Origin of the sequence: Gardnerella vaginalis (assembly GCF_001546455.1) — a bacterium.
Taxonomy (GTDB): domain Bacteria; phylum Actinomycetota; class Actinomycetes; order Actinomycetales; family Bifidobacteriaceae; genus Bifidobacterium; species Bifidobacterium vaginale_B.
This window is the reverse complement of record NZ_KQ956825.1, coordinates 61,200-79,378: the sequence shown is the minus strand read 5'-3', so window position 1 is coordinate 79,378 and position 18,179 is coordinate 61,200. Positions and strand designations below refer to the sequence as shown.

Below are 18,179 nucleotides of genomic sequence, written 5' to 3'. Positions count from 1 at the left end.
TAACAACCCCATTGAACGAATAGCTAAAGCGTTTTGCAAAGCACACCAAAAGGCACACTAAAAGCACACCAAAAAAAAATCCGTTATATTTTTTGCAAAACTTCTGTTAGATAATTCAAATATCTTTCTCCAAAGCAAGATTTATACCATCTAGCATGCTCCAAGAAGCCAGTATCGTAGCCCCAAATCTTAAAATCGTAAGACCCATTTGACTTTAAGTAATAGTCTACAAATTCTACGCATTGCTCGATTTGACTTACGCTAAGAACAAGTGGCAGCAATTCTTTTTCAACATCTGTTAGTGCTCGAACACTGGAATATCCTTGCAAAATTGCTTCTACTAAGTCTGTTCTATACGAATCTTCTTTGCCGTTTGCAATATCTACCCATTGAATTGTGTTGCGTTCTAAAGTCATTGCCAAATCGTAGATTGCTGTGTTTTTATAGGCCATTGCAAGGTCAAACACTGCGCTTGGAGCACTACCTTCCCACATAAAATTAGATATATGCGGGTCTCCATGAGTCCACTGCTTTTTTAGATTTGCGTAGCCTAAATCGTAGATTTTTCTACATGTTGGAGCAAATTCGCCTATATCTTTTATAAAATCGCGATTCTGTTCTTTTAAGAATTTTGCTAAATCAGGTCTATTTTTTAACCAAACTTCTGCAGCTTTTTGCACGTCTTCGCTTGCACAAAGACTAAATCTTGATTGAAACGCGTTAAATTCCTTAGGATTTGGCTCGTCAAAACCTTGCGAAGCTAAGGCGATTTTTGCCATCACTACTCCAAGATTTTTGGCTTCTTCGCACGTTTTAGGCGGATCCCAAGTGTATGCATCTTTGTAGCGATCTTCTCCGCTAGCTTTTAAGGTGACTTCGTAAGCGCAATCGTCTATTACAAGAAGAGTTCCTTCTATTTGAACATTTTTTTCTAAGACTAAAGACTCGCTATTTTTATTAAAATACAAGTACTTTGGTGTGCTTATTTTGTTTTTTAAAAGATGTTCCGCAAAACGATGATACGGCCTAATTGTGCTTGCTTGCCTCACTTTTGTGCTGCATCTTTTAATATAAACGTCTAAACTTTGTGATTCCTTTAACGAATCATCTTTGTAATGTGCACGAACCAATGAACCTGCGGCCATTGGACGCAAACTATGGCTTAGAATGCAATCTACTTTTAACGGCTCCTCTAAAAGCGAGCAAACCGTGTTTGCTTCATCTAAATCAACATTTGCCCATCTTTGAGCAACAATATCTAGCTGAGGGTCGTTGCTTTCGTTTTCCATATTTGCTCCAATTATTGCCACAGGTTCATTGAATTGCGATATTTAATTGCAATATTTAATTGCAATATTTAATCGCGATTGCGCTTTTGCTTGCAATTGTTATTACGCTTGCGATTCGAGCATATGCTATCCGACTATTCTGGCAAATACTCGTTTGTTACGCATCCGTTTTCTAGGCTCTTAAGAGCGCAATCAAGAGGCACGCTCAAATGGCCATTTTCGCTCATCCAACGAGTGTAATTTTCCACCAATGCCATGTCTGCTGTACCCCAGCGACCGTTCTTGTCGTACCAAGATGGAATCACTTCGTCTAGCGAGGCGCGCAAAGCCTCTGGGCTAATGTGGCAAAGCGCATTTTGCAAAGCGTCAACGCCAGCCTGAGGATCTTTTCCTGCCATCTCATAGCCCTTAACGGTAGCGCTTGCAAAATTGCGTATTAGCTGCGGATTTCGCTCAATCATTTCTTGGCGAGCGCAAACATAGTAAGAATGATGCGGCGCCACACCAATCGAATCAAACGGAAGAACAACAACCTGGTCAAATGGCAAAGATCCCTGGTATGGCTCCCACCAAGCTACGTTAATAAACGCATCGCACATTCCGCGCTCTACAGCTCGAATATCTGGCTCCCATGGGCCTGGGTCAATTGTAATCAGCTTGCTAAAATCACCGCCGTCGGCCGCAACTGCCTGCTGAAGCTCCGTGTATAAGCGCTTAACTCCCATAGGAATAACTACGCGCTTTCCTTCTAGATCTTTAAAACGCGTGATTCCTGTGTTTTTGTTTGTTATGATTCCACCAATTTGAGATTGATTCATTACAGCAAATGACGTTAGCTTGTTTGCACCATTTTGATGAGCCAAAAGCTGATTTAATCGAACAAGAGCTATATCTACTTCTCCACGCTCCAAGCATGCTGGAACATCGCCGCGCTCTGTATCTGTGCTTGTAAACTCTACATCTAATCCGTATTGCGCATACAATCCGCGCTTTCTTGCAAGATACATACCTGCGTGATTCGTCCATGGATGCACGTATTCGAGGCGCACTCTTAGCATATTAACTCCTTTGTTTTATTGATTTATTTTAAACTTTACAAAAATGGGCGAGGTAATGCCCCGCCCACTAAATCAAATTTTACCAGCAAAAATCAAGCGCGTACTTCTTTGCCAGAAGCAAAACGGCTCAATGCGCCAGTGGCTGCAATACCCTTGTACAAGTACCACATAACTACGCCACCGATTACAGCACCAGAAATCATGCTGCAAATGGTGTGAATAATCATGAATGCGCCAAAGATTGGAACACCTGCATAGTAGAACGGATAAACGGCTACGATGCCACCCAAACCAGCTAATGCGCCAGAAAGTGCAGTCAAACCAACATTCCACTTGCGATACATAACAAACAAGAATGCAAACTCAGCAAACAAGCCCTGAACAAAGCCAGGAAGAACGGTACCAATACCGCCCCAGTGGCTTCCAACGGTTAACTCAACCATTGCAGCAATAAACTCGCCAAACAGTGCAGCGCCTGGCTTGCGAACCATAATAGCAGCCAAAGGACCGGCAAAGTAGAACAAACCGTAGTACAAAGCGCTAACGCCTGGAACTGGGATAAGCTTAAGAGCAGCAGAAATAGGCTCGCTAATCAAACCAATTCCCCAGAAGATAATACCGGAAGCTACAGCAACAACAACCGTGAGCGTAACATCGGCTACGTTCCAACGCAAGGATGGACGAACGGTTTCTTCTTCAACAGATGCACCCATTAGGGTCTCCTTTCATCTTTAACCAATCAAACAAAGGCGACCCTGCAGAAAACTCCGTACGTCGGCATTACCCGATTCACGTTAAACGGTTAGACAGTATCTTCTCAGCTCTTTAAAAGAGCACCCGTGCCTGATATCATTCATATTGCATCAGACGGCGAGGACAAATTTTATAAGATTCAAACATAAAACTAACAAAAACGCTCATTAATATAGTCAATAGAAACGCTAATCAAAATACAGTGAATTAGAATTTTTTTCGCTTAAACGCATGGATTTAATAGGCTTCTCTAGCCAATACTCACACCATTGTTCAATGCATTTAGACGTTAAATCGTCAATATCTATTCCATCTAATTTTTGCCAATCGCCATTAAGCAAAGAAACCATTTGAAAACGCGCTAAATCATTACATTTGATGGATTCTAATGCGTGATCTTTAGAACACATAACTCCGCCAGAAGATGCAGAAAAATAGTTTAAATCACTGCATGTTGAACAAATAACACATTCATTTAATCTTGGAGACCAACCAGCCAACCGCAATGCCCTTAAAACATACGAAAATGCGATTGAGTCAGCGCTGTGCAAATTTCTAGAAAGAGCAGATAACGCGGCTACAACAAGATTGTATTGCGCAGAAGAATCCATATACTGCCCAGAAGATGAAACTAAATCGTCTGCAACTTCTACAATCATGTTTGCATTGCTGTACAAGTTGTAATCCGCGCAAATTCGCCCAGCATAAGCCGAAACAAGTACCGCTTGAGAAATAACATCAAACGTTTTGCCAGTTGCAAAAAGAGCATTCACGCGCATAAATGGCTCTAAGCGGCCGCCAAATCTAGATTTTAATCGCCTAACACCTTTTGCAACAGCACGAACCTTGCCATGCTTTTTAGTGAGCATAACAACAACTCTATCTGCTTCCCCAAGAGGAAAAGTCTTAAGAACTACAGCTTCATCGTTATATAACGGCATTAAAATCAATAACTCTTAGCTTGTATAATCCTTAAAGCAAAATGCAAACAACTAATTAATTATGATTAGGGTTTACAAATCCGCCAAAATTAGATTCGCCAGTATCGTCAAAACCGTCTGAATCCTTATTTTCTTCGCTAGAAGAATCTTCCATCGAAGCATCAAAATGATTCATAACAGGGAACGAAAGATCTGGAATATCTAAATTAAGACTATGCGATGGCTCAAATTTAGGAGAAGCAAGAAGCGAAAGATTTAAATCTCCAACAGTTTTGGAGCCATTTCCATTATTGCCATTATTGCTCTGGTTGTAAGAATCGTAGCTAGACGAATCAGCATCATTATTTGAATTCGCAGCTTGAGGAGCATAAGACGGAGGGAATGCTGGGGGCATAACAGTGGATGCTTGCGACATTTCGTCATCCGTATCGTCACTTGGCTCTACACCAGCCGAATGAGGAGTAAAAATCGCCTTATCTGCATGATGCAAATCGCTAAAGTAATCATCGTTATTTTCGTTAACGCTATTGTCTACGTGCGCAAAAACGCTCTGCTTATCTTGAGGAGATTCCTGATAATCCTGCGAATCTGCAAAATCTTGCTCAGAAGACTTAGGGTAAACGTTTGGTACAGAATCATTAGCCGCAGGCTCATTGTGATGCTCAACAGGAATGGACGGAGGCATTAACACAGGAGCCTTAGGCTCAGCAGGTGCTTGAGCCGCAGCATTAACAGCGCTTTCTTGCAAACCATTATTGACTGTAGCAGAACCGCCAAAATTGCCGGATTCAACAGATTCACTGGAATCAAAATCTGAATACTTAGAGACTCGATCATAAGATTCAAGCCTGCTTAATAAGCGAACGCAAGCATTTAGATAATAATCCACCTGGCGCTCGTCGTACCCACGTTTTCCAGAACGCTGAGTAAACAGAACATTAGAAACAAACATTGCGTCAATTTTATCTAAGTCGCTTAAGCTGTTTCCCCAAACTGGATTATATCCAAGAAGAACAGCAATCTTATCTAGCGACTTATCAACAACATTATCTACTTGTTTTTTATCGTAAGAAGGCTTACGCGACTTAGCGCAATCAAAACGCATTTTATAATCGCGCTTAGAATGAGACAGCAAAACGCGATACTCTTCGTCTGCCTGCGCCTTCCAAACAACCTTGCCGCGATTAGAAATCTCGTATTGTGTAGTCTTATCTACAACCGCACGCTCTAATCTAGAAAGAGCAGCATCTACCTGAGGAATAGCGTATCCTTCATCTTCTAAATCGAAAGATACATCTTGAATATCTTTTTGCGTAAGACTAATGTCGTTGGATTCATACAAAGAATGAGCACGCTCAAGAAAATCATTAACTTGCTCTACGCTGTAACCCTTCTTGCGTTTACCTACACGCTCAATACCCGAAGAATTACGCGCGGTATCAGGTTTACTCGCCATAAACAATAGACCTCCTGAACAGATTCTTATTCAATACACTCTACGCGATTGTTAAGACGCATAAGCACAAAGACACGCAAGCATACTAGATAATACAGTCACAAAACACGCCTAAAGTGTAAATCAACTTTCTAGTACACACCATACTGTATCTTGTTTCAAGCGGGCGATTAGCTCAGCTGGCTAGAGCGCCACCTTTACACGGTGGATGTCGGGGGTTCGAGTCCCTCATCGCCCACTTTCCGCTTTACAAGTTTTTAAAGATTCTAAATTCTTTCCAGATTTTATTTTTTCCAACGCTTTGTACGCATCGTCCAACGTTTTTACGCTTACAACTTTTAGACCTTGCGGAATATTTCCAACAACTTCATTGCAATTGCTGTTTGGTGCTAAAAACCAGCTTGCCCCATCTCTTTTTGCAGATATCATCTTTAATCGTATTCCGCCTATTGGGCCAACTTTCCCAGAATTATCAATGGTTCCAGTACCTGCTATTGTTCTTCCGCCAGCCAAATCATTGTTTGTAATCTTGCTTAAAATGCCCAAAGCGTACATCATTCCTGCAGAAGGACCGCCAATATCGTCTATGTGCAGCTTGATTTTTACGTTTTTAACATCTACACCAAGCTTGCTGCTTGCATATTTTAAGGCAGATACTTGAGCAGACGATTGAGAAGAACGCATTTGCATTGTTATTTCTTTTTTATAATCGCTTGCATTTTGATTTACAGGAACAAGAACTTCCCTAGGTAAAACTTGTTTTTTAGAATCAAACCAAGAAGCAATTGCATATAAATTTGGTATCTCGTAGCCTGGTATTCCAGATGTGTTTACTGTGACTAAAAGAAGCTTTCCACTTTTTGAACCAGGCTTATAATGGTGATTTTTAACATCAATAACGTATTTTCCAGATGACTTTGCTAAAACATCTTGAGTTGGCCCTGGCTCTTCAACAACGTACGCACTGGGAAGAAACAGAGTAATAATCGATACAATTACAACAAATAGCCCAATAAAATATCTAAACGACTTAGCGGAGAAATATTCAATAAGACTTCCAGCAACATTTTTAAAAGTAGAGAATATATTTTTATTGATTTTATTAAACACGTACATAATCTTATTAGGCATCTTATTAGGCATAAAAATGATTCTATACGCAAATGTGCATAACTTAGCGCATAAGAAACCCATATAAAACGCGGTTTTTGAAAAAGTTTTAAAAAGTTATACACATTATTAATTTATTAGGCGAAAATTGTCATGTATCGAGTAGAATCTTTTATACATAGTTAAACTACACAATTAAAACTGTGTAAACACACCAAATATATGCAAATATATTTTTAAAACTGTAGTAACGAACTTCATAAGGATTACATATGAGCGAAGAAGAAATTCATCAATGGCTTGTTAGCTGCTTTGGGCCCGAAGAAGGAGAAAGAGCTTGGTCTAACTTTGAAGCTCTTCCTTTTGATGTTCGCGAAGATATTCTTACAAGATGCTCAAATGGAGGTCTTCCATCTCCAGAAGAGGTTCATTCATTAATGAGCGCTTTTGCCAGCGGCGGCTTGAATACGCCTTTTGAGATGAAAGAAACACTTAAAGAAGGGCCAATCAACAAAAAACTCGCTCAATCTCTTGCTCATCAAAAAGCAATTGGAGACGGAGGAACAGTAAACGCACAAGTTGCAGATGCAGCTAGAAGAGCATTAAGCGAAGCAAATTTGTGGCTAGATACAAGCTGCAATCTAAATCCAGTACCTGGAACTCCAGATGTTCTTTCTAGAGCAGACTGGGTTGATGGAACTATAGATTCGTGGGTTAAGTTTGCAAATCCTGTTGCTAAATCAGTTAGCAACGCTTTTTCTAATGTTATAGCCGAAAAATTTGGAGACGACCAAGACTTAGAAGTAGAAGGCCTATACGATGGCGTTATGCCAATACCTATGCCAGATGGCGTAAAAAAACCAGAACAGTTAATGCGGCTTCTTGCAAACACTTCTTTTGCAATGCAACTAGGCTATGCTGCTGGAGATTTATCTCACGAAGTTCACGGAAGCTTTGATCAAGGAATTTCGCTTCTTAAAAATCCTGCAGGTGGGCTCATTCCATACAATTGCATAGATTACGCAAAAAAGTGGGGATTAGATATTAGCGAAGTTATGAATTATCTGGCTTTGCGAGAGCTTGCCCACGCTAGACTGTTTGCTTATGCGCCTTGGCTTATGCCACGTTTTGAAGCGTTGATAATAAAATATGCTGCTGGAATTTCTATAGATTTAAGTGCTATGGAAGATCAGCTTAGAGACATTGAAGGAATGAGCCCAGAATCTATTTCTGGAGCTGTAGATTTATCTAAGATTGCTAGAAACGATACAGAAGGCCAGAAACAAGCATTAAAAGGTCTTGAAACACTTCTTGCTCTTAGCGAAGGCTGGGTTGACTGTGTTATTTGGCGAGCTGGAATGGCACACATTCCGCACATTGATCAACTTAGAGAAATGACTAGGCGCGAGCGCGCAGCTGGCGGTCCTTCGGAAATAACTTTCGAAGCTTTAACTGGATTAAAGCTTAGGCCTAGAGCAATGCGTGAGGCTGCTGCAATGTGGGATTCAATCACAAACGAAAAAGGCATTGAAGAACGCGATGCTATGTGGAGTCACCCTGATCTTTTGCCAGAATTACCAGATTTTAGCGAAGATGCAGAAAGCAATAAAGTTGACGATAAAGTTGACGAGGCTAAAAGTAACGAAAGCAATAAAAACAATCAGATTAGCTCTGTAACAAATAAAGTTGAATCTGAGATAACGGAAGATAATGATTTAGAGCAAAAGCTTAAAGACGTTAATTGGGATGACGAATTAAGCAAATTATTGGAATCTAACAGCAGTAGTAATCCAGACGATGAATCTGATCCAAGCCATGATTCCAATTCAGATTCTGGCTCAGACTCTAACGCAAACTCAGAATCTGATTCAAATTCTGATTGAAAGCGCTAACAATATTGCAAACATTGCAAACATTGCAAACTGCTATTGCTAGAAATAATTGCACATCTTATAAATGCGATTATTCTAAAAAGTGACTTACGGATCTTTGCATTCCACTTCCGTAGTCTTTACAAATAGAATAAGAGATGTGCAATGTTTCTTCCGCTCGAGTTATTGCAACATACATAAGTCTGCGCTCTTCTTCATCTTGATCTTGGCTTCTGTTAACTCCACCAAACGGAAGAAGACCTTCCGAACATCCTATTAAAAACACGTGTTTAAATTCCAGACCTTTAGACGCGTGGATTGTGGAAATGGTTACAGGAAGTAAAGATTTTTTGATTAAATCCACTTTTGCGCGCTCGCTGTTACTGTCTTTTTCAGCACTATCTTTTGCAGCACTGTCTTTTGCATCAACACTATCTATGTCTTTTTCTAAATCACTAAAGCCACTAGCATCAAAATCTTCAACGTTGTTTTCTAAAACATCGAGTTGAAGCCCAGCGTCTTTTCTAACAGAAAAATGTATTCCTAAATCGCCCAAAGTCTTACAAAATATATTCTGTTGAGCATTAGTGCGAGTTAGGATTGCAAAGTCGCTTGGCGAAGCTTTGCTAGTTTTAATAGCATTATGAATTCGCTGAGCAACGTCAACAGCTTCGTCGTAGTCCGTGTTGTAAACAGTTTTAGTAACACGAGCGCCACCCTTGTTTTTTGACACAAGTCTTAAATAATCACATCTAAAAGCAGACTTAGAAAGAACACGATTAGCAAGCCCTACAATACGTTCCGTAGACCTATAATCTGTATTCAAATTAATATCTGCACAAAGTGGAGCAAACTCATTAGGGAATTCAAGCAAATCGTAGCTGCTGGCTCCTGCAAAAGAATAAATCGTTTGTGCAGGGTCTCCAACAACGCAAATATTTCGATTACTCCCCAACCAGCATCTAAGAAGCTCATGCTGAAGAGGCGAAACATCCTGATATTCGTCAACAGTAACCCAACCAATTGAGCTGCGTATTTGCGCAGCAACTTTAGGGAAAGCGCGCAAAATATGGCATGCTAGAAGCAATAAATCGTTAAAATCAACAAGATTCCTGGCGTTCTTTTCTAGCTCATACGCTTTATAAGCTTCTACAAACTGATTAACGTTTAGAGCCGCAGGAAGATCGCGACTAACGCAAGCATATGCGCGCGCGTAATCATCTGGTGCAATAAGACAAACCTTTGCCCAATTGATTTCTGCAATAATGTCTCGTATTTGCACAGAAGTCATATCGGAAAAATCCGTGTAGTGGTTTAATGCTTGTTCCGTAACGGTTTTAGGGTCATCCATTATGTTTGGGAAAGGAGCTTGGCAAACATCTGCCCAAAACCTTCTTAACTGCTGCAAAGCTGCAGAATGAAAAGTTGCAACGGTAGCATTATTTACGCCTAATTTTTTAAGGCGATTTTGCATTTCTTTAGCAGCTTTTACAGAAAATGTAACAGCTAAAACGCGATTTTCATCCCATTCGCCTTTTGCGCACGCATATGCAATTCTTCGCGTAATTGTACGCGTTTTACCAGCACCAGCACATGCGGTAATGCACACTGGTCCTTGCAATGCTGTTGCTGCCTTGCGCTGAGAATCATCTAATCCCTGTAGTAAAGATTGAGCGTAATCTTTACCAGGATTTTCGCCAAATTCTAAGCTTTCGTTTGCTAAAGGCTCTTGGGTAGAAATCATAATTCTATTGTTACAACAAATAAAGAAAAATAAAAGCATAAAACGCTAATGTGGTTAAAGGCTATTTGACTATATCTCGTTGCTTTGTATTACTGTTGAACTGTGACACAAATAAGCAGATTCAAATTGGTAGCGCTGGCCTCGTCGGTCATGCCAGAAGTACAATTCGCTGGAACGCGCCAAAGCGAGCAGGCAAATGCCACCGATGCCGCTGCGGGCATATCTCACGCTGTTATTCAAGACGTTTCAGGCAGCCTTTACGACATTTATGTTAGTTCAAACGCTAAAGGCCAGAAACGCTTGCACGACCGAGCTCGCGCAGCATGGGTGCTGCAAAAAACAAAAGGTCTTGCTGCTCTTGGATTTGCTCACGAAGAAATGCTTAAGTTTGTTCCTGGATCTCTTTCAAGCCAGAACAATCAAAACAACCAGAACAACAATAACAATCTGGAAAATCAGCAAAATCAGCAAAATCAAGGTGCCTCGTATTTTGAGTCAATTGGAGAAGCTGATTTTAACAACCCAACAGTGCTAATTTGCAAGCATTTAAACGGATGTTCTAGGGAATTAAGTCTTCTTACAACAGACGATTGCGTAAATGCTGGAACGGCAATGGGCGCAATTCATAGGTTAAGCCCAAGCTTTTTAACTAAAGGCGGCTATCCTTCTTTTACAACTGGTCAGATTAGAGCGCAGTTAACATCTTGGATTAAAAGATTGCGTCAAGCAGGTCATATTCCTACAGAAATAACAGACAATTGGTCTAGAGTTTTGGAAACTGAAGGATTGTGGTCGTTCGATACTTGCCCTGTTCACGGCGGATTTAAAGATGGAGATTTTCTGTTTTCTGGATCCACTATTACAGCTATAACCAATTGGCAAAGCATGCAAATCAACGATCCTGCTCGCGATTTAGCCTGGATTTTTGCAAAGCTTAGCGAACAGCATAGAAATGCTCTGCTTAGCGCGTATGGGCGAATGCTTGGTTCTAAGTTAGACGGCATGATTATGCTGCGCGCAAATCTCTGGCTTCAAATGGAACAGGTTGGAGATTTTATTCAAGCTTTGCAGCGTGCAGATACAACCGGAATAATGCGCTTTAAGGCACAAGTGGAGCGTCTTGCTCATGAGCTTACTCGCATAAATAATTCCAGAGCGGCAAACGCAAAGCAAAACAATGCAGATGCAAACCCTGCGTCTTCTCTTACTGTGGGAGATATTGTTAAAGACGATATTGTTAAAGACGATATTGTTAAAGACAATAACATTAAAGACGATACTATAGAGTCTTCGGACGCCACTAACGAAAAAACAGTGGTAACGCTAAAGCAAGAAGAGCAGAAAGACTATAACAAAGATAATACAAACGAGCAAACTGTGGCTCTTAACGACGATACTAATGCCACTAAAACCACCACTCTTGCAGACAGCATGGAAACGCAAGTTATAAGCAGTGTTAGTAAAGCTAACGATGCAAATAACGATTCAAACAACGAATCCAACAGTAGCAATAATGCTGATGCAGAAAATAGTGATGACGCCAATAGCAAGAATAATGAAGATGATGGCAATAATGAAAATAATGGCAATAAAACTGAAGATTCAGATAAGCCAGCAACAATTATTATTCCAATGCTAAAAGATGCAGAGCTTGCTATTAAAGATGCAAAAAGCAAACTAGAAAACAATACCGAAAACAGCGAAAACAACTAAGGAATAAAAATGAAGGTAACAATAGGCATTAAACACGTAAACGACACTATTAGCTTTGAAAGCAATCAGAGCGAACAAGACGTACAGAATATTATTGAAAACGCTGTTAAAAACGATAAAGCGATTAATCTTACCGATAAAAACAATCGAAAGATTTTTATTATGGCAAACTCCTTTGCGTACGCGATTATAGGAGATACGCCAACTCACACCGTTGGATTTAACGCTCTTTAATAAGTCAATTTTAATTCAGCTAGTAATTTAAAATTTTAGAAACAACATTGCAACTGGTGGTTTCTTCGCCAATTTGATTTGGCTTTCCGCTTCCATGCCAATCGGAGCCACCAGTAACAAGTAAATCTAAGTCTGCGGCTAAAGCAAGCAATCTTTGTCTTTGCGTTAAAGAATTTCCACGATGGTAAACCTCTAGGCCATTAAGCCCAAGACTTGCATAGTGTGCTATTTGAGAATCGGAAAGAATAACAGAATTTCTGCTGTAATCCGCAGGATGCGCAATAACGCTCACTCCCCCAGCATGTTTAATAACCTTTATTACTTCTTCAACACTTGGAGAAGGTGTTGGAATGTAATATGGACCGTGAGGCGCCACAGGGCCGGCAAAAGCTTGAGATCTGGTTTCAAAAACACCAGCAGCCACAAGCGCATCTGCAATATGCGGGCGGCCAATCGTAGTTAAATCGCCCTTCCCAGCCTGAGCAATAACACTTTCCCAAGTAATTGGAAAATCGGCAGACATAAGATCCACCATTTTTTTTGTACGCTCTAATCGCCTCTTTTTTGTGGTGGCAAACATATTCATAATGCAATCGTCGTTGGAATTGTACCTATAAGCAAGCATATGAACCGATATTCCACCTTCTACAGCCGTTATTTCGGACCCAAAAATAACTGGAAAATCAGCGTTTTTAGCAGCATTTTCAAAATCGAGCCATCCAGCAGTAGTGTCGTGATCACTAATAGCAACTCCGCTAAGACCAAGGTTTTTTGCTTCAATAACCAAGTCTTCTGGCGATTTAGTGCCATCCGAATAAAAAGTATGGCAATGCAAATCCCACCCGCGATTATGCTGGCAAGAATCAACGCCAATAGATTCACTCACACTATTGCTAGTTACAGTCATACAATTATCGTAAACTGTGGCATGTAACGTTTAATACATAACAAAATATTTAACTCGTATTAGCGCTTTGAGGAGTGTTTATGACTAGCTACAATAATCGCATAAATTCTTGGCGACATTCTGCTACTTGGACTTATATGATTATGTTAATCACTTCTGCGATTGCACTTTTAACATCGCTAATACTTTCTTCCGAAACGCTAGCGCTTGCTCGCGCACCACATAAAGCTCTTGGATGCGATGTAAATGCCGTTGTTTCTTGCTCTAAAGTGGCTCAAACTTGGCAAGCGGAGTTTATACGATTTGGCGAGTTAAGCTTCCCAAACGCGTTCTTTGGGATTGCTGCAGAAAGCGTGTTTGTAACGCTTGCAGTGGTTGGATTGGCAAAAGTTAAACTTCCAAAATGGCTTGCAATCTGTAGTTGGATTGGCGGACTTTTTGCTCTGTTATATGCTTATTGGCTGTTTACGCAATCAATGTTTGTTATACGAATTCTTTGCCCTTGGTGCCTTGTTTTAATGTTCTGCACAACTTTGCAATTTATGTCACTTAGCCACGCAACTTTTAGCGCGCAAGGAATTGGATTAAAAAATAGGATTTTAAACGCTTACTATCGTTTAAACTACGATTTAATTGTGAATTTACTATGGATTTTTGCTCTTGTATTGCTAATTTTAAGCAAATATGGAAACGCGATTTTTAGAGCGCTTATGTAGCACTCATGTAGCGCTAACCGCAAATCACATGCTTAATCACATGCTCAAATCAAAGATTTAACAAAGATTTAGACAACTCACTAATGCGATTGCTTGAATCGGAATTAGTTAGCAAAACACTGCCATTATTGTTAGCGTCTGCAAGCTCTCCGCTAGACTCTAAAACACTTTTAAGATGATGAACAGTGCCAGCGTTACCGTCTACAATCTTTACACAATCAGGCAAAAACTCGCGGAAATAATCTCTATAAAACACAAAATGAGTGCATCCTAAAACAACCGAATCAATGCTGTTTAAGTCGTAGGAATCAAAGTACTTATGCAAAGCGCTCATAACAATATTTTTATTGCCTAAATCGCCATTTTCCACAATTTCTACCAAATCTGGGCACGGCTGAGGAAAAATCTTGTGATTTTGCGTAAAACGATTCATAAGATCTGCAAACTTGCGTTCTTTAAGCGTTAAAGAAGTGGCTGCAACAATAACACGCTGAGGCTTGCCACCACCCAAATCACAAGCAAGCTTTAGAGCAGGCTCCATGCCAATAATCGGCATATTGTAATGATTGCGCAAATCATCTACAGCGGCAGAAGTGGCGGTATTGCAAGCAATAACAATAGCTTTAACCGAAAGTTTGGCAAAATGCTCAACAATTTTAAAACTGAGATTACGCACTTCTTGTGGAGTTTTTACACCATAAGGCGCATTTGCAGAATCACCAAAATAGATAATGCGCTCGTTAGGCATAGCTGCATGAAGCTGGCGAACTACAGAAATACCACCAAGACCTGAGTCAAACACGCCAATCGGAGCGCACGAAGTCATAAAAACCTCCTAATAGACTCTTATTATGTTACTTTTTAGCACAAACATACCGTTACAAAACAGCATCAATAAGACTGCGCGTGTATGGATTTTTAGGGAAACGCAATACATCTTTAACACTTCCCTGCTCAACAATCCTTCCGCCTTTTATAACACTAACTTGGCTGGCAATGCGGCTTACTAAAGCCAAATCATGCGTTATAAACAAGCACGAAAAGTTGTACTGCTTTTGCAAACTACTTAAAAGATTTAGGATTTTTAGGCAATGATTTGCATCTAACGCCGAAGTTGGCTCATCTGCAATAATCAAAGAAGGACGATTTATTAACGCTCGTGCAATGCCAACTCGCTGTTTTTGGCCGCCAGAAAGCTCGTGCGGGAACCTGTTTATTAAGCTTAATGGCAAATGCACTTGATTAAGAACAAGCTCCACGCGCTTTTTGCGCTCTTCTTCGCTAAGACTTTTATTGGCAATAAGAGGCTCGGCAATGCTCCAACCTACAGTTTTTAAAGGATTTAGCGCCGAGCCAGAATCTTGGAAAATGAATCCAATATTGCTTAAAATCTTGCGATTTGCGCGCTTTTTGCAATCGGAGTATAAATTAAGACCCTCTATGCTTATGCTGCCAGATTCTGGCTTAAGCTGACCAGAAATAAGCTTTGCAATCGTTGTTTTTCCAGCACCAGATTCGCCAACCAGCGCATGCGTCTTCCCCTTTAAAATATTAAGGTTCAAATCACTTATTGCGTATTTGGAAGGGTTGAAAATTTTAGAAGACTTAGCGTATTTAGCAGAAACATTTTGAATGTTTACGCAAAAATCACCAGCCTCCGAACTAGTTGATTCGCTAGCTAAATTATTAATATCAAAATCAACAATAGAGTCTAAAAGAGAGCGCGTATAGCTGTTTTTAGGATTAGAAAACACATCTTTAACTAGCCCACTTTCAACAATACTGCCACTGTTCATAACATAAACTGTGTTTGCAACAGCCTTAACAACGCTCATATTATGCGTAATAATCAAAACCGCAATATTATGCTTTTTAGCTAAATCGCGCAAAAGCTGCAAAATCTTACGCTGAGTTGTAACATCCAAAGCTGTTGTAGGCTCGTCTGCAATAAGCAAAGAAGGTTGATTAATAATTGCCATTGCAATCATTGCGCGCTGAAGCTGCCCGCCAGAAAGTTCGTGCGGATAAGACCTATAAACGCGATTTACATCCTTTAGGCCAACCTCGCTAAGGGAATCAAGAACTCGCGATTTTTTAGCGCGAGCGCTCATCTTGCCAAACTTTTCGGGATGATATTTTAACGCCTCTTCAATTTGCTTGCCAATGCGCATAACTGGATTAAATGCGGTAGATGGCTCTTGGAATACCATTGAAATAAGCCCCGAACGAATATAAGAATACGGAGCATTATTGCTTAGTAAATCCAAACTGCCATTAGTGCTTGTATTAATAACCGCTTTGCCAGAAACACTAAAATCGCCTGGAAGAAGACCCATTAATGCCAACGAAGTTAAGGACTTTCCCGAACCAGATTCGCCAACCAGCGCGCTAATTTTGCCCGCATATAAGTTTAAATATACGTTATGCGTAATCTGATTTTTGCCAATCGCAATAGACAAGTTACTAACGCTAAGCACTGGGTTTTCGCGATTTTCCAACATTTTCTTAAATCCTTTTCTAGTTTCTAAGCGAAACTCGCGCATAGTTTGGATAAGCTGGGAAAGACCCAACGAAGAAGTTTTCCACATTGCTTCCGTGAATATAAGTGTTCTTAGAGTAAATAAGCGGAACGATTGGAGAATCGCGCATAATCTCTTTATCAACCTGCTGCCAAAGCAAATCTGCACGCGACTTATCTACAACTCCAACAGCTTGACGAATCAAGGAATCCACTTTTGGATTCGAGTAGCGAGATATGTTCCAATTGCCGCCGCCTATTTGCGAAGAATCAAAAAGCGGGCCAATATTTGCATACGCAGAAGGAAAATCAGGCTGCCATTTAGACAAAGCTAAATCGTAGTCGCCAGAATCACCGGTAATCATATCGGTAAAAATCTGCGAATCCACAGTTCGTATAGAAACATCAATTCCAACACGCTTTAAGCTTGCTTGAATAGAAGATGCCACTTGCGCCTGATCTGGGCGAGCAATAAGACTAAACTTTAGTTTAGATTTACCCGATTCCTTTAATAATTGTTTAGCCTTTTCTACGTCCCCACGCGGATTTGCAGAATAGAGATTATAGACTTTGCGCTCGCTTACGCCTGGAGTAATAAGCGTTGTTGCAAAACCGCCAGCAACCGCACCGCCCTTTGCTCGCTGATACGACTGCTTATCTACAGCGTACTGAATCGCCTTGCGAATCTTAACATCTTTAATACGGCGATTGTTCATGGCCAAATATTCCAACGCTCCGTCACCGCTTGTAACTAAAAGATTGCTCGACTTGTAGCTTGCTTTAGCTTGTGCTCGTTGAGCTGGAGGCACAAAATCTGCAAGAATAGCATTGTCTGCGCCAGAATTGCCTTGAATCATAGATTGGGCAGCAACAGAAGGATCAACACCAAGCTTCCAAATTATCTTGTCTGGGTAATTAGCTCGAATTGAATCCAAGCTTAAATCCCAATTAGTGTTTCTAACCATAACAATTTGCTTGCCAGCTTCGTTTTCAACAATTTTGTACGGTCCAGAAGCAACTGGGCTTTTGCCATAATCCTGCGCATTCCCAGAATTTAGCGGAACGGGAGCAAATGCAGCCAAAGACGCAACCCAAGACCAATTAGCAAAAGCAGCATTTAACTTAAAAATGATTGTTTGATTGTCTGGAGTTTCAATCGAATCCAAAGATTTGCCACTAAACGGACCGGCATAGTCTTTAGCGCCTTCCAAAAGCGCTTTGTGGTAACCAAATCCGCCTGTAAGCGAGTTTGCAAAAGAACGCTCAAGACCATATTTAATATCTTTAGACGTTATTGGGCTTCCATCCTGGTATTTAATGCCTTTTTTAAGAGTGTACTTCCAAGTTTTTCCGCCGTCTAAAGCAGTTCCAGTATCTGTTGCTAAATCGGCAACAACACGCGTTTTACCACTTGGTGTTACTTTCCACGTTGTTAAAGCGCGGAAAACTAGGCTATTAGAGGTTATTGGCAAACCTTGACTTCTTGCAGGATCAAAATCCATTTTTGATTCAGAGCTTAGAATCGTAAGCGTTCCGCCCTTTTTTGGATTGCTATTAAGCACAGAAGCATTTGGTAGTCTTTTTTGTAGGTTTTGACCACTTTGCGCAGCAGATCCGCAAGCAGAAAATGCATAAACCAGCGAAAACACTAGAATTACGGCAATTGCTCTTAATGTATTTAGAGCAAAACCACGATTAAATTTTTTGATGATTTGATAATAATTTTGCATATTTTGTGTATTTTGCATGATTTTTCCTTAATTTTTTATAAAGTTATAAAGTTATTAAAAATTTTTATTATTGTGATTTAAAGAAGACTTTAGTAGCGACTTTAGTTGCAACCTTAATGGCGATTTTGCTGGCGATTTT

General features: G+C 40.3%; 15 protein-coding genes, 1 tRNA gene and 1 riboswitch. Of the genes, 5 read left to right on the top strand and 11 right to left on the bottom strand.

What is annotated here, in order from left to right:
• Window positions 1–83 precede the first annotated feature (83 nt).
• The 5 genes from HMPREF3216_RS05600 to HMPREF3216_RS05580 all read right to left on the bottom strand — a co-directional run bounded on the left by HMPREF3216_RS05600 (window position 84) and on the right by HMPREF3216_RS05580 (window position 5,497).
• Complete coding sequence (locus HMPREF3216_RS05600) at window positions 84–1,289, bottom strand: phosphotransferase enzyme family protein (protein ID WP_060787311.1); 1,206 nt, start codon at window positions 1,287–1,289, stop codon at window positions 84–86.
• 134 nt (window positions 1,290–1,423) lie between these two features.
• A complete protein-coding gene (locus HMPREF3216_RS05595; protein ID WP_016827343.1) occupies window positions 1,424–2,347 on the bottom strand; it encodes an ABC transporter substrate-binding protein in 924 nt (307 codons plus the stop codon).
• Window positions 2,348–2,439: 92 nt separating this feature from the next.
• Entirely contained in the window at window positions 2,440–3,060 is a 621-nt protein-coding gene (locus HMPREF3216_RS05590; RefSeq protein WP_060787310.1) for an ECF transporter S component, read from the bottom strand.
• A gap of 36 nt (window positions 3,061–3,096) precedes the next feature.
• A riboswitch (TPP riboswitch) is annotated at window positions 3,097–3,198 on the bottom strand.
• A gap of 90 nt (window positions 3,199–3,288) precedes the next feature.
• Complete coding sequence (gene recO / locus HMPREF3216_RS05585) at window positions 3,289–4,041, bottom strand: DNA repair protein RecO (RefSeq protein ID WP_060787309.1); 753 nt, start codon at window positions 4,039–4,041, stop codon at window positions 3,289–3,291.
• A gap of 55 nt (window positions 4,042–4,096) precedes the next feature.
• On the bottom strand, window positions 4,097–5,497 hold the full coding sequence (locus tag HMPREF3216_RS05580) for a DivIVA domain-containing protein (RefSeq protein WP_060787308.1): 1,401 nt from the start codon (window positions 5,495–5,497) through the stop codon (window positions 4,097–4,099).
• Window positions 5,498–5,661: 164 nt separating this feature from the next.
• Between HMPREF3216_RS05580 and HMPREF3216_RS05575 the strand changes: the two genes are divergently transcribed.
• Window positions 5,662–5,735, top strand: a tRNA-Val gene (locus tag HMPREF3216_RS05575).
• On the opposite strand, the gene HMPREF3216_RS05570 is transcribed toward HMPREF3216_RS05575, so the two are convergent.
• A complete protein-coding gene (locus HMPREF3216_RS05570) occupies window positions 5,726–6,628 on the bottom strand; it encodes a S16 family serine protease (protein WP_060787378.1) in 903 nt (300 codons plus the stop codon). The two genes, HMPREF3216_RS05575 and HMPREF3216_RS05570, sit on opposite strands and share 10 nt — an antisense overlap.
• 251 nt (window positions 6,629–6,879) lie before the next feature.
• Here HMPREF3216_RS05570 and HMPREF3216_RS05565 point away from each other — a divergent pair, with 251 nt between their 5' ends.
• On the top strand, window positions 6,880–8,490 hold the full coding sequence (locus HMPREF3216_RS05565; RefSeq protein ID WP_060787307.1) for a zinc-dependent metalloprotease: 1,611 nt from the start codon (window positions 6,880–6,882) through the stop codon (window positions 8,488–8,490).
• A 79-nt stretch (window positions 8,491–8,569) separates the two neighbouring features.
• Here the strand turns inward: HMPREF3216_RS05565 and HMPREF3216_RS05560 are convergent, their stop codons facing one another.
• Complete coding sequence (locus tag HMPREF3216_RS05560) at window positions 8,570–10,222, bottom strand: ATP-dependent helicase (protein ID WP_060787306.1); 1,653 nt, start codon at window positions 10,220–10,222, stop codon at window positions 8,570–8,572.
• Between the two features lie 150 nt (window positions 10,223–10,372).
• Between HMPREF3216_RS05560 and HMPREF3216_RS05555 the strand changes: the two genes are divergently transcribed.
• Window positions 10,373–11,935: a phosphotransferase gene (locus HMPREF3216_RS05555; protein WP_060787305.1), complete on the top strand. Its 1,563-nt coding sequence runs from the start codon at window positions 10,373–10,375 to the stop codon at window positions 11,933–11,935.
• A 9-nt stretch (window positions 11,936–11,944) separates the two neighbouring features.
• Window positions 11,945–12,169: a DUF3107 domain-containing protein gene (locus tag HMPREF3216_RS05550; RefSeq protein ID WP_060787304.1), complete on the top strand. Its 225-nt coding sequence runs from the start codon at window positions 11,945–11,947 to the stop codon at window positions 12,167–12,169.
• Between the two features lie 19 nt (window positions 12,170–12,188).
• Here HMPREF3216_RS05550 and HMPREF3216_RS05545 read toward each other — a convergent pair whose 3' ends face one another.
• Complete coding sequence (locus HMPREF3216_RS05545) at window positions 12,189–13,076, bottom strand: PHP domain-containing protein (RefSeq protein ID WP_060787303.1); 888 nt, start codon at window positions 13,074–13,076, stop codon at window positions 12,189–12,191.
• An 80-nt stretch (window positions 13,077–13,156) separates the two neighbouring features.
• Between HMPREF3216_RS05545 and HMPREF3216_RS05540 the strand changes: the two genes are divergently transcribed.
• The gene (locus tag HMPREF3216_RS05540) at window positions 13,157–13,792 is read left to right on the top strand and encodes a vitamin K epoxide reductase family protein (RefSeq protein ID WP_060787302.1); all 636 of its coding nucleotides are present in this window, start codon (window positions 13,157–13,159) and stop codon (window positions 13,790–13,792) included.
• Window positions 13,793–13,841: 49 nt separating this feature from the next.
• Here the strand turns inward: HMPREF3216_RS05540 and murI are convergent, their stop codons facing one another.
• The 3 genes from murI to HMPREF3216_RS05525 are packed head-to-tail and all read right to left on the bottom strand — an operon-like array spanning window position 13,842 to window position 18,058.
• Window positions 13,842–14,618 carry a glutamate racemase gene (gene murI / locus HMPREF3216_RS05535; protein WP_060787301.1) on the bottom strand — a complete coding sequence of 259 codons (777 nt, stop codon included), beginning with the start codon at window positions 14,616–14,618 and terminating at the stop codon, window positions 13,842–13,844.
• 52 nt (window positions 14,619–14,670) lie between these two features.
• On the bottom strand, window positions 14,671–16,293 hold the full coding sequence (locus tag HMPREF3216_RS05530) for an ATP-binding cassette domain-containing protein (protein WP_060787377.1): 1,623 nt from the start codon (window positions 16,291–16,293) through the stop codon (window positions 14,671–14,673).
• Window positions 16,294–16,309: 16 nt separating this feature from the next.
• Window positions 16,310–18,058: an ABC transporter substrate-binding protein gene (locus HMPREF3216_RS05525; protein WP_060787300.1), complete on the bottom strand. Its 1,749-nt coding sequence runs from the start codon at window positions 18,056–18,058 to the stop codon at window positions 16,310–16,312.
• Between the last annotated feature and the right edge of the window lie 121 nt (window positions 18,059–18,179).

What these genes read in the sequence shown, in the direction of transcription:
- HMPREF3216_RS05545 (WP_060787303.1), bottom strand. Translation starts at nt 13,076, where the DNA reads ATGACTGTAACTAGCAATAGTGTGAGTGAATCTATTGGCGTTGATTCT.
- HMPREF3216_RS05555 (WP_060787305.1), top strand. Translation starts at nt 10,373, where the DNA reads ATGCCAGAAGTACAATTCGCTGGAACGCGCCAAAGCGAGCAGGCAAAT.
- HMPREF3216_RS05590 (WP_060787310.1), bottom strand. Translation starts at nt 3,060, where the DNA reads ATGGGTGCATCTGTTGAAGAAGAAACCGTTCGTCCATCCTTGCGTTGG.
- HMPREF3216_RS05580 (WP_060787308.1), bottom strand. Translation starts at nt 5,497, where the DNA reads ATGGCGAGTAAACCTGATACCGCGCGTAATTCTTCGGGTATTGAGCGT.
- HMPREF3216_RS05540 (WP_060787302.1), top strand. Translation starts at nt 13,157, where the DNA reads ATGACTAGCTACAATAATCGCATAAATTCTTGGCGACATTCTGCTACT.
- murI (WP_060787301.1), bottom strand. Translation starts at nt 14,618, where the DNA reads ATGACTTCGTGCGCTCCGATTGGCGTGTTTGACTCAGGTCTTGGTGGT.
- HMPREF3216_RS05530 (WP_060787377.1), bottom strand. Translation starts at nt 16,293, where the DNA reads ATGTTGGAAAATCGCGAAAACCCAGTGCTTAGCGTTAGTAACTTGTCT.
- recO (WP_060787309.1), bottom strand. Translation starts at nt 4,041, where the DNA reads ATGCCGTTATATAACGATGAAGCTGTAGTTCTTAAGACTTTTCCTCTT.
- HMPREF3216_RS05525 (WP_060787300.1), bottom strand. Translation starts at nt 18,058, where the DNA reads ATGCAAAATACACAAAATATGCAAAATTATTATCAAATCATCAAAAAA.
- HMPREF3216_RS05550 (WP_060787304.1), top strand. Translation starts at nt 11,945, where the DNA reads ATGAAGGTAACAATAGGCATTAAACACGTAAACGACACTATTAGCTTT.
- HMPREF3216_RS05595 (WP_016827343.1), bottom strand. Translation starts at nt 2,347, where the DNA reads ATGCTAAGAGTGCGCCTCGAATACGTGCATCCATGGACGAATCACGCA.
- HMPREF3216_RS05600 (WP_060787311.1), bottom strand. Translation starts at nt 1,289, where the DNA reads ATGGAAAACGAAAGCAACGACCCTCAGCTAGATATTGTTGCTCAAAGA.
- HMPREF3216_RS05565 (WP_060787307.1), top strand. Translation starts at nt 6,880, where the DNA reads ATGAGCGAAGAAGAAATTCATCAATGGCTTGTTAGCTGCTTTGGGCCC.
- HMPREF3216_RS05570 (WP_060787378.1), bottom strand. Translation starts at nt 6,628, where the DNA reads ATGCCTAATAAGATTATGTACGTGTTTAATAAAATCAATAAAAATATA.
- HMPREF3216_RS05560 (WP_060787306.1), bottom strand. Translation starts at nt 10,222, where the DNA reads ATGATTTCTACCCAAGAGCCTTTAGCAAACGAAAGCTTAGAATTTGGC.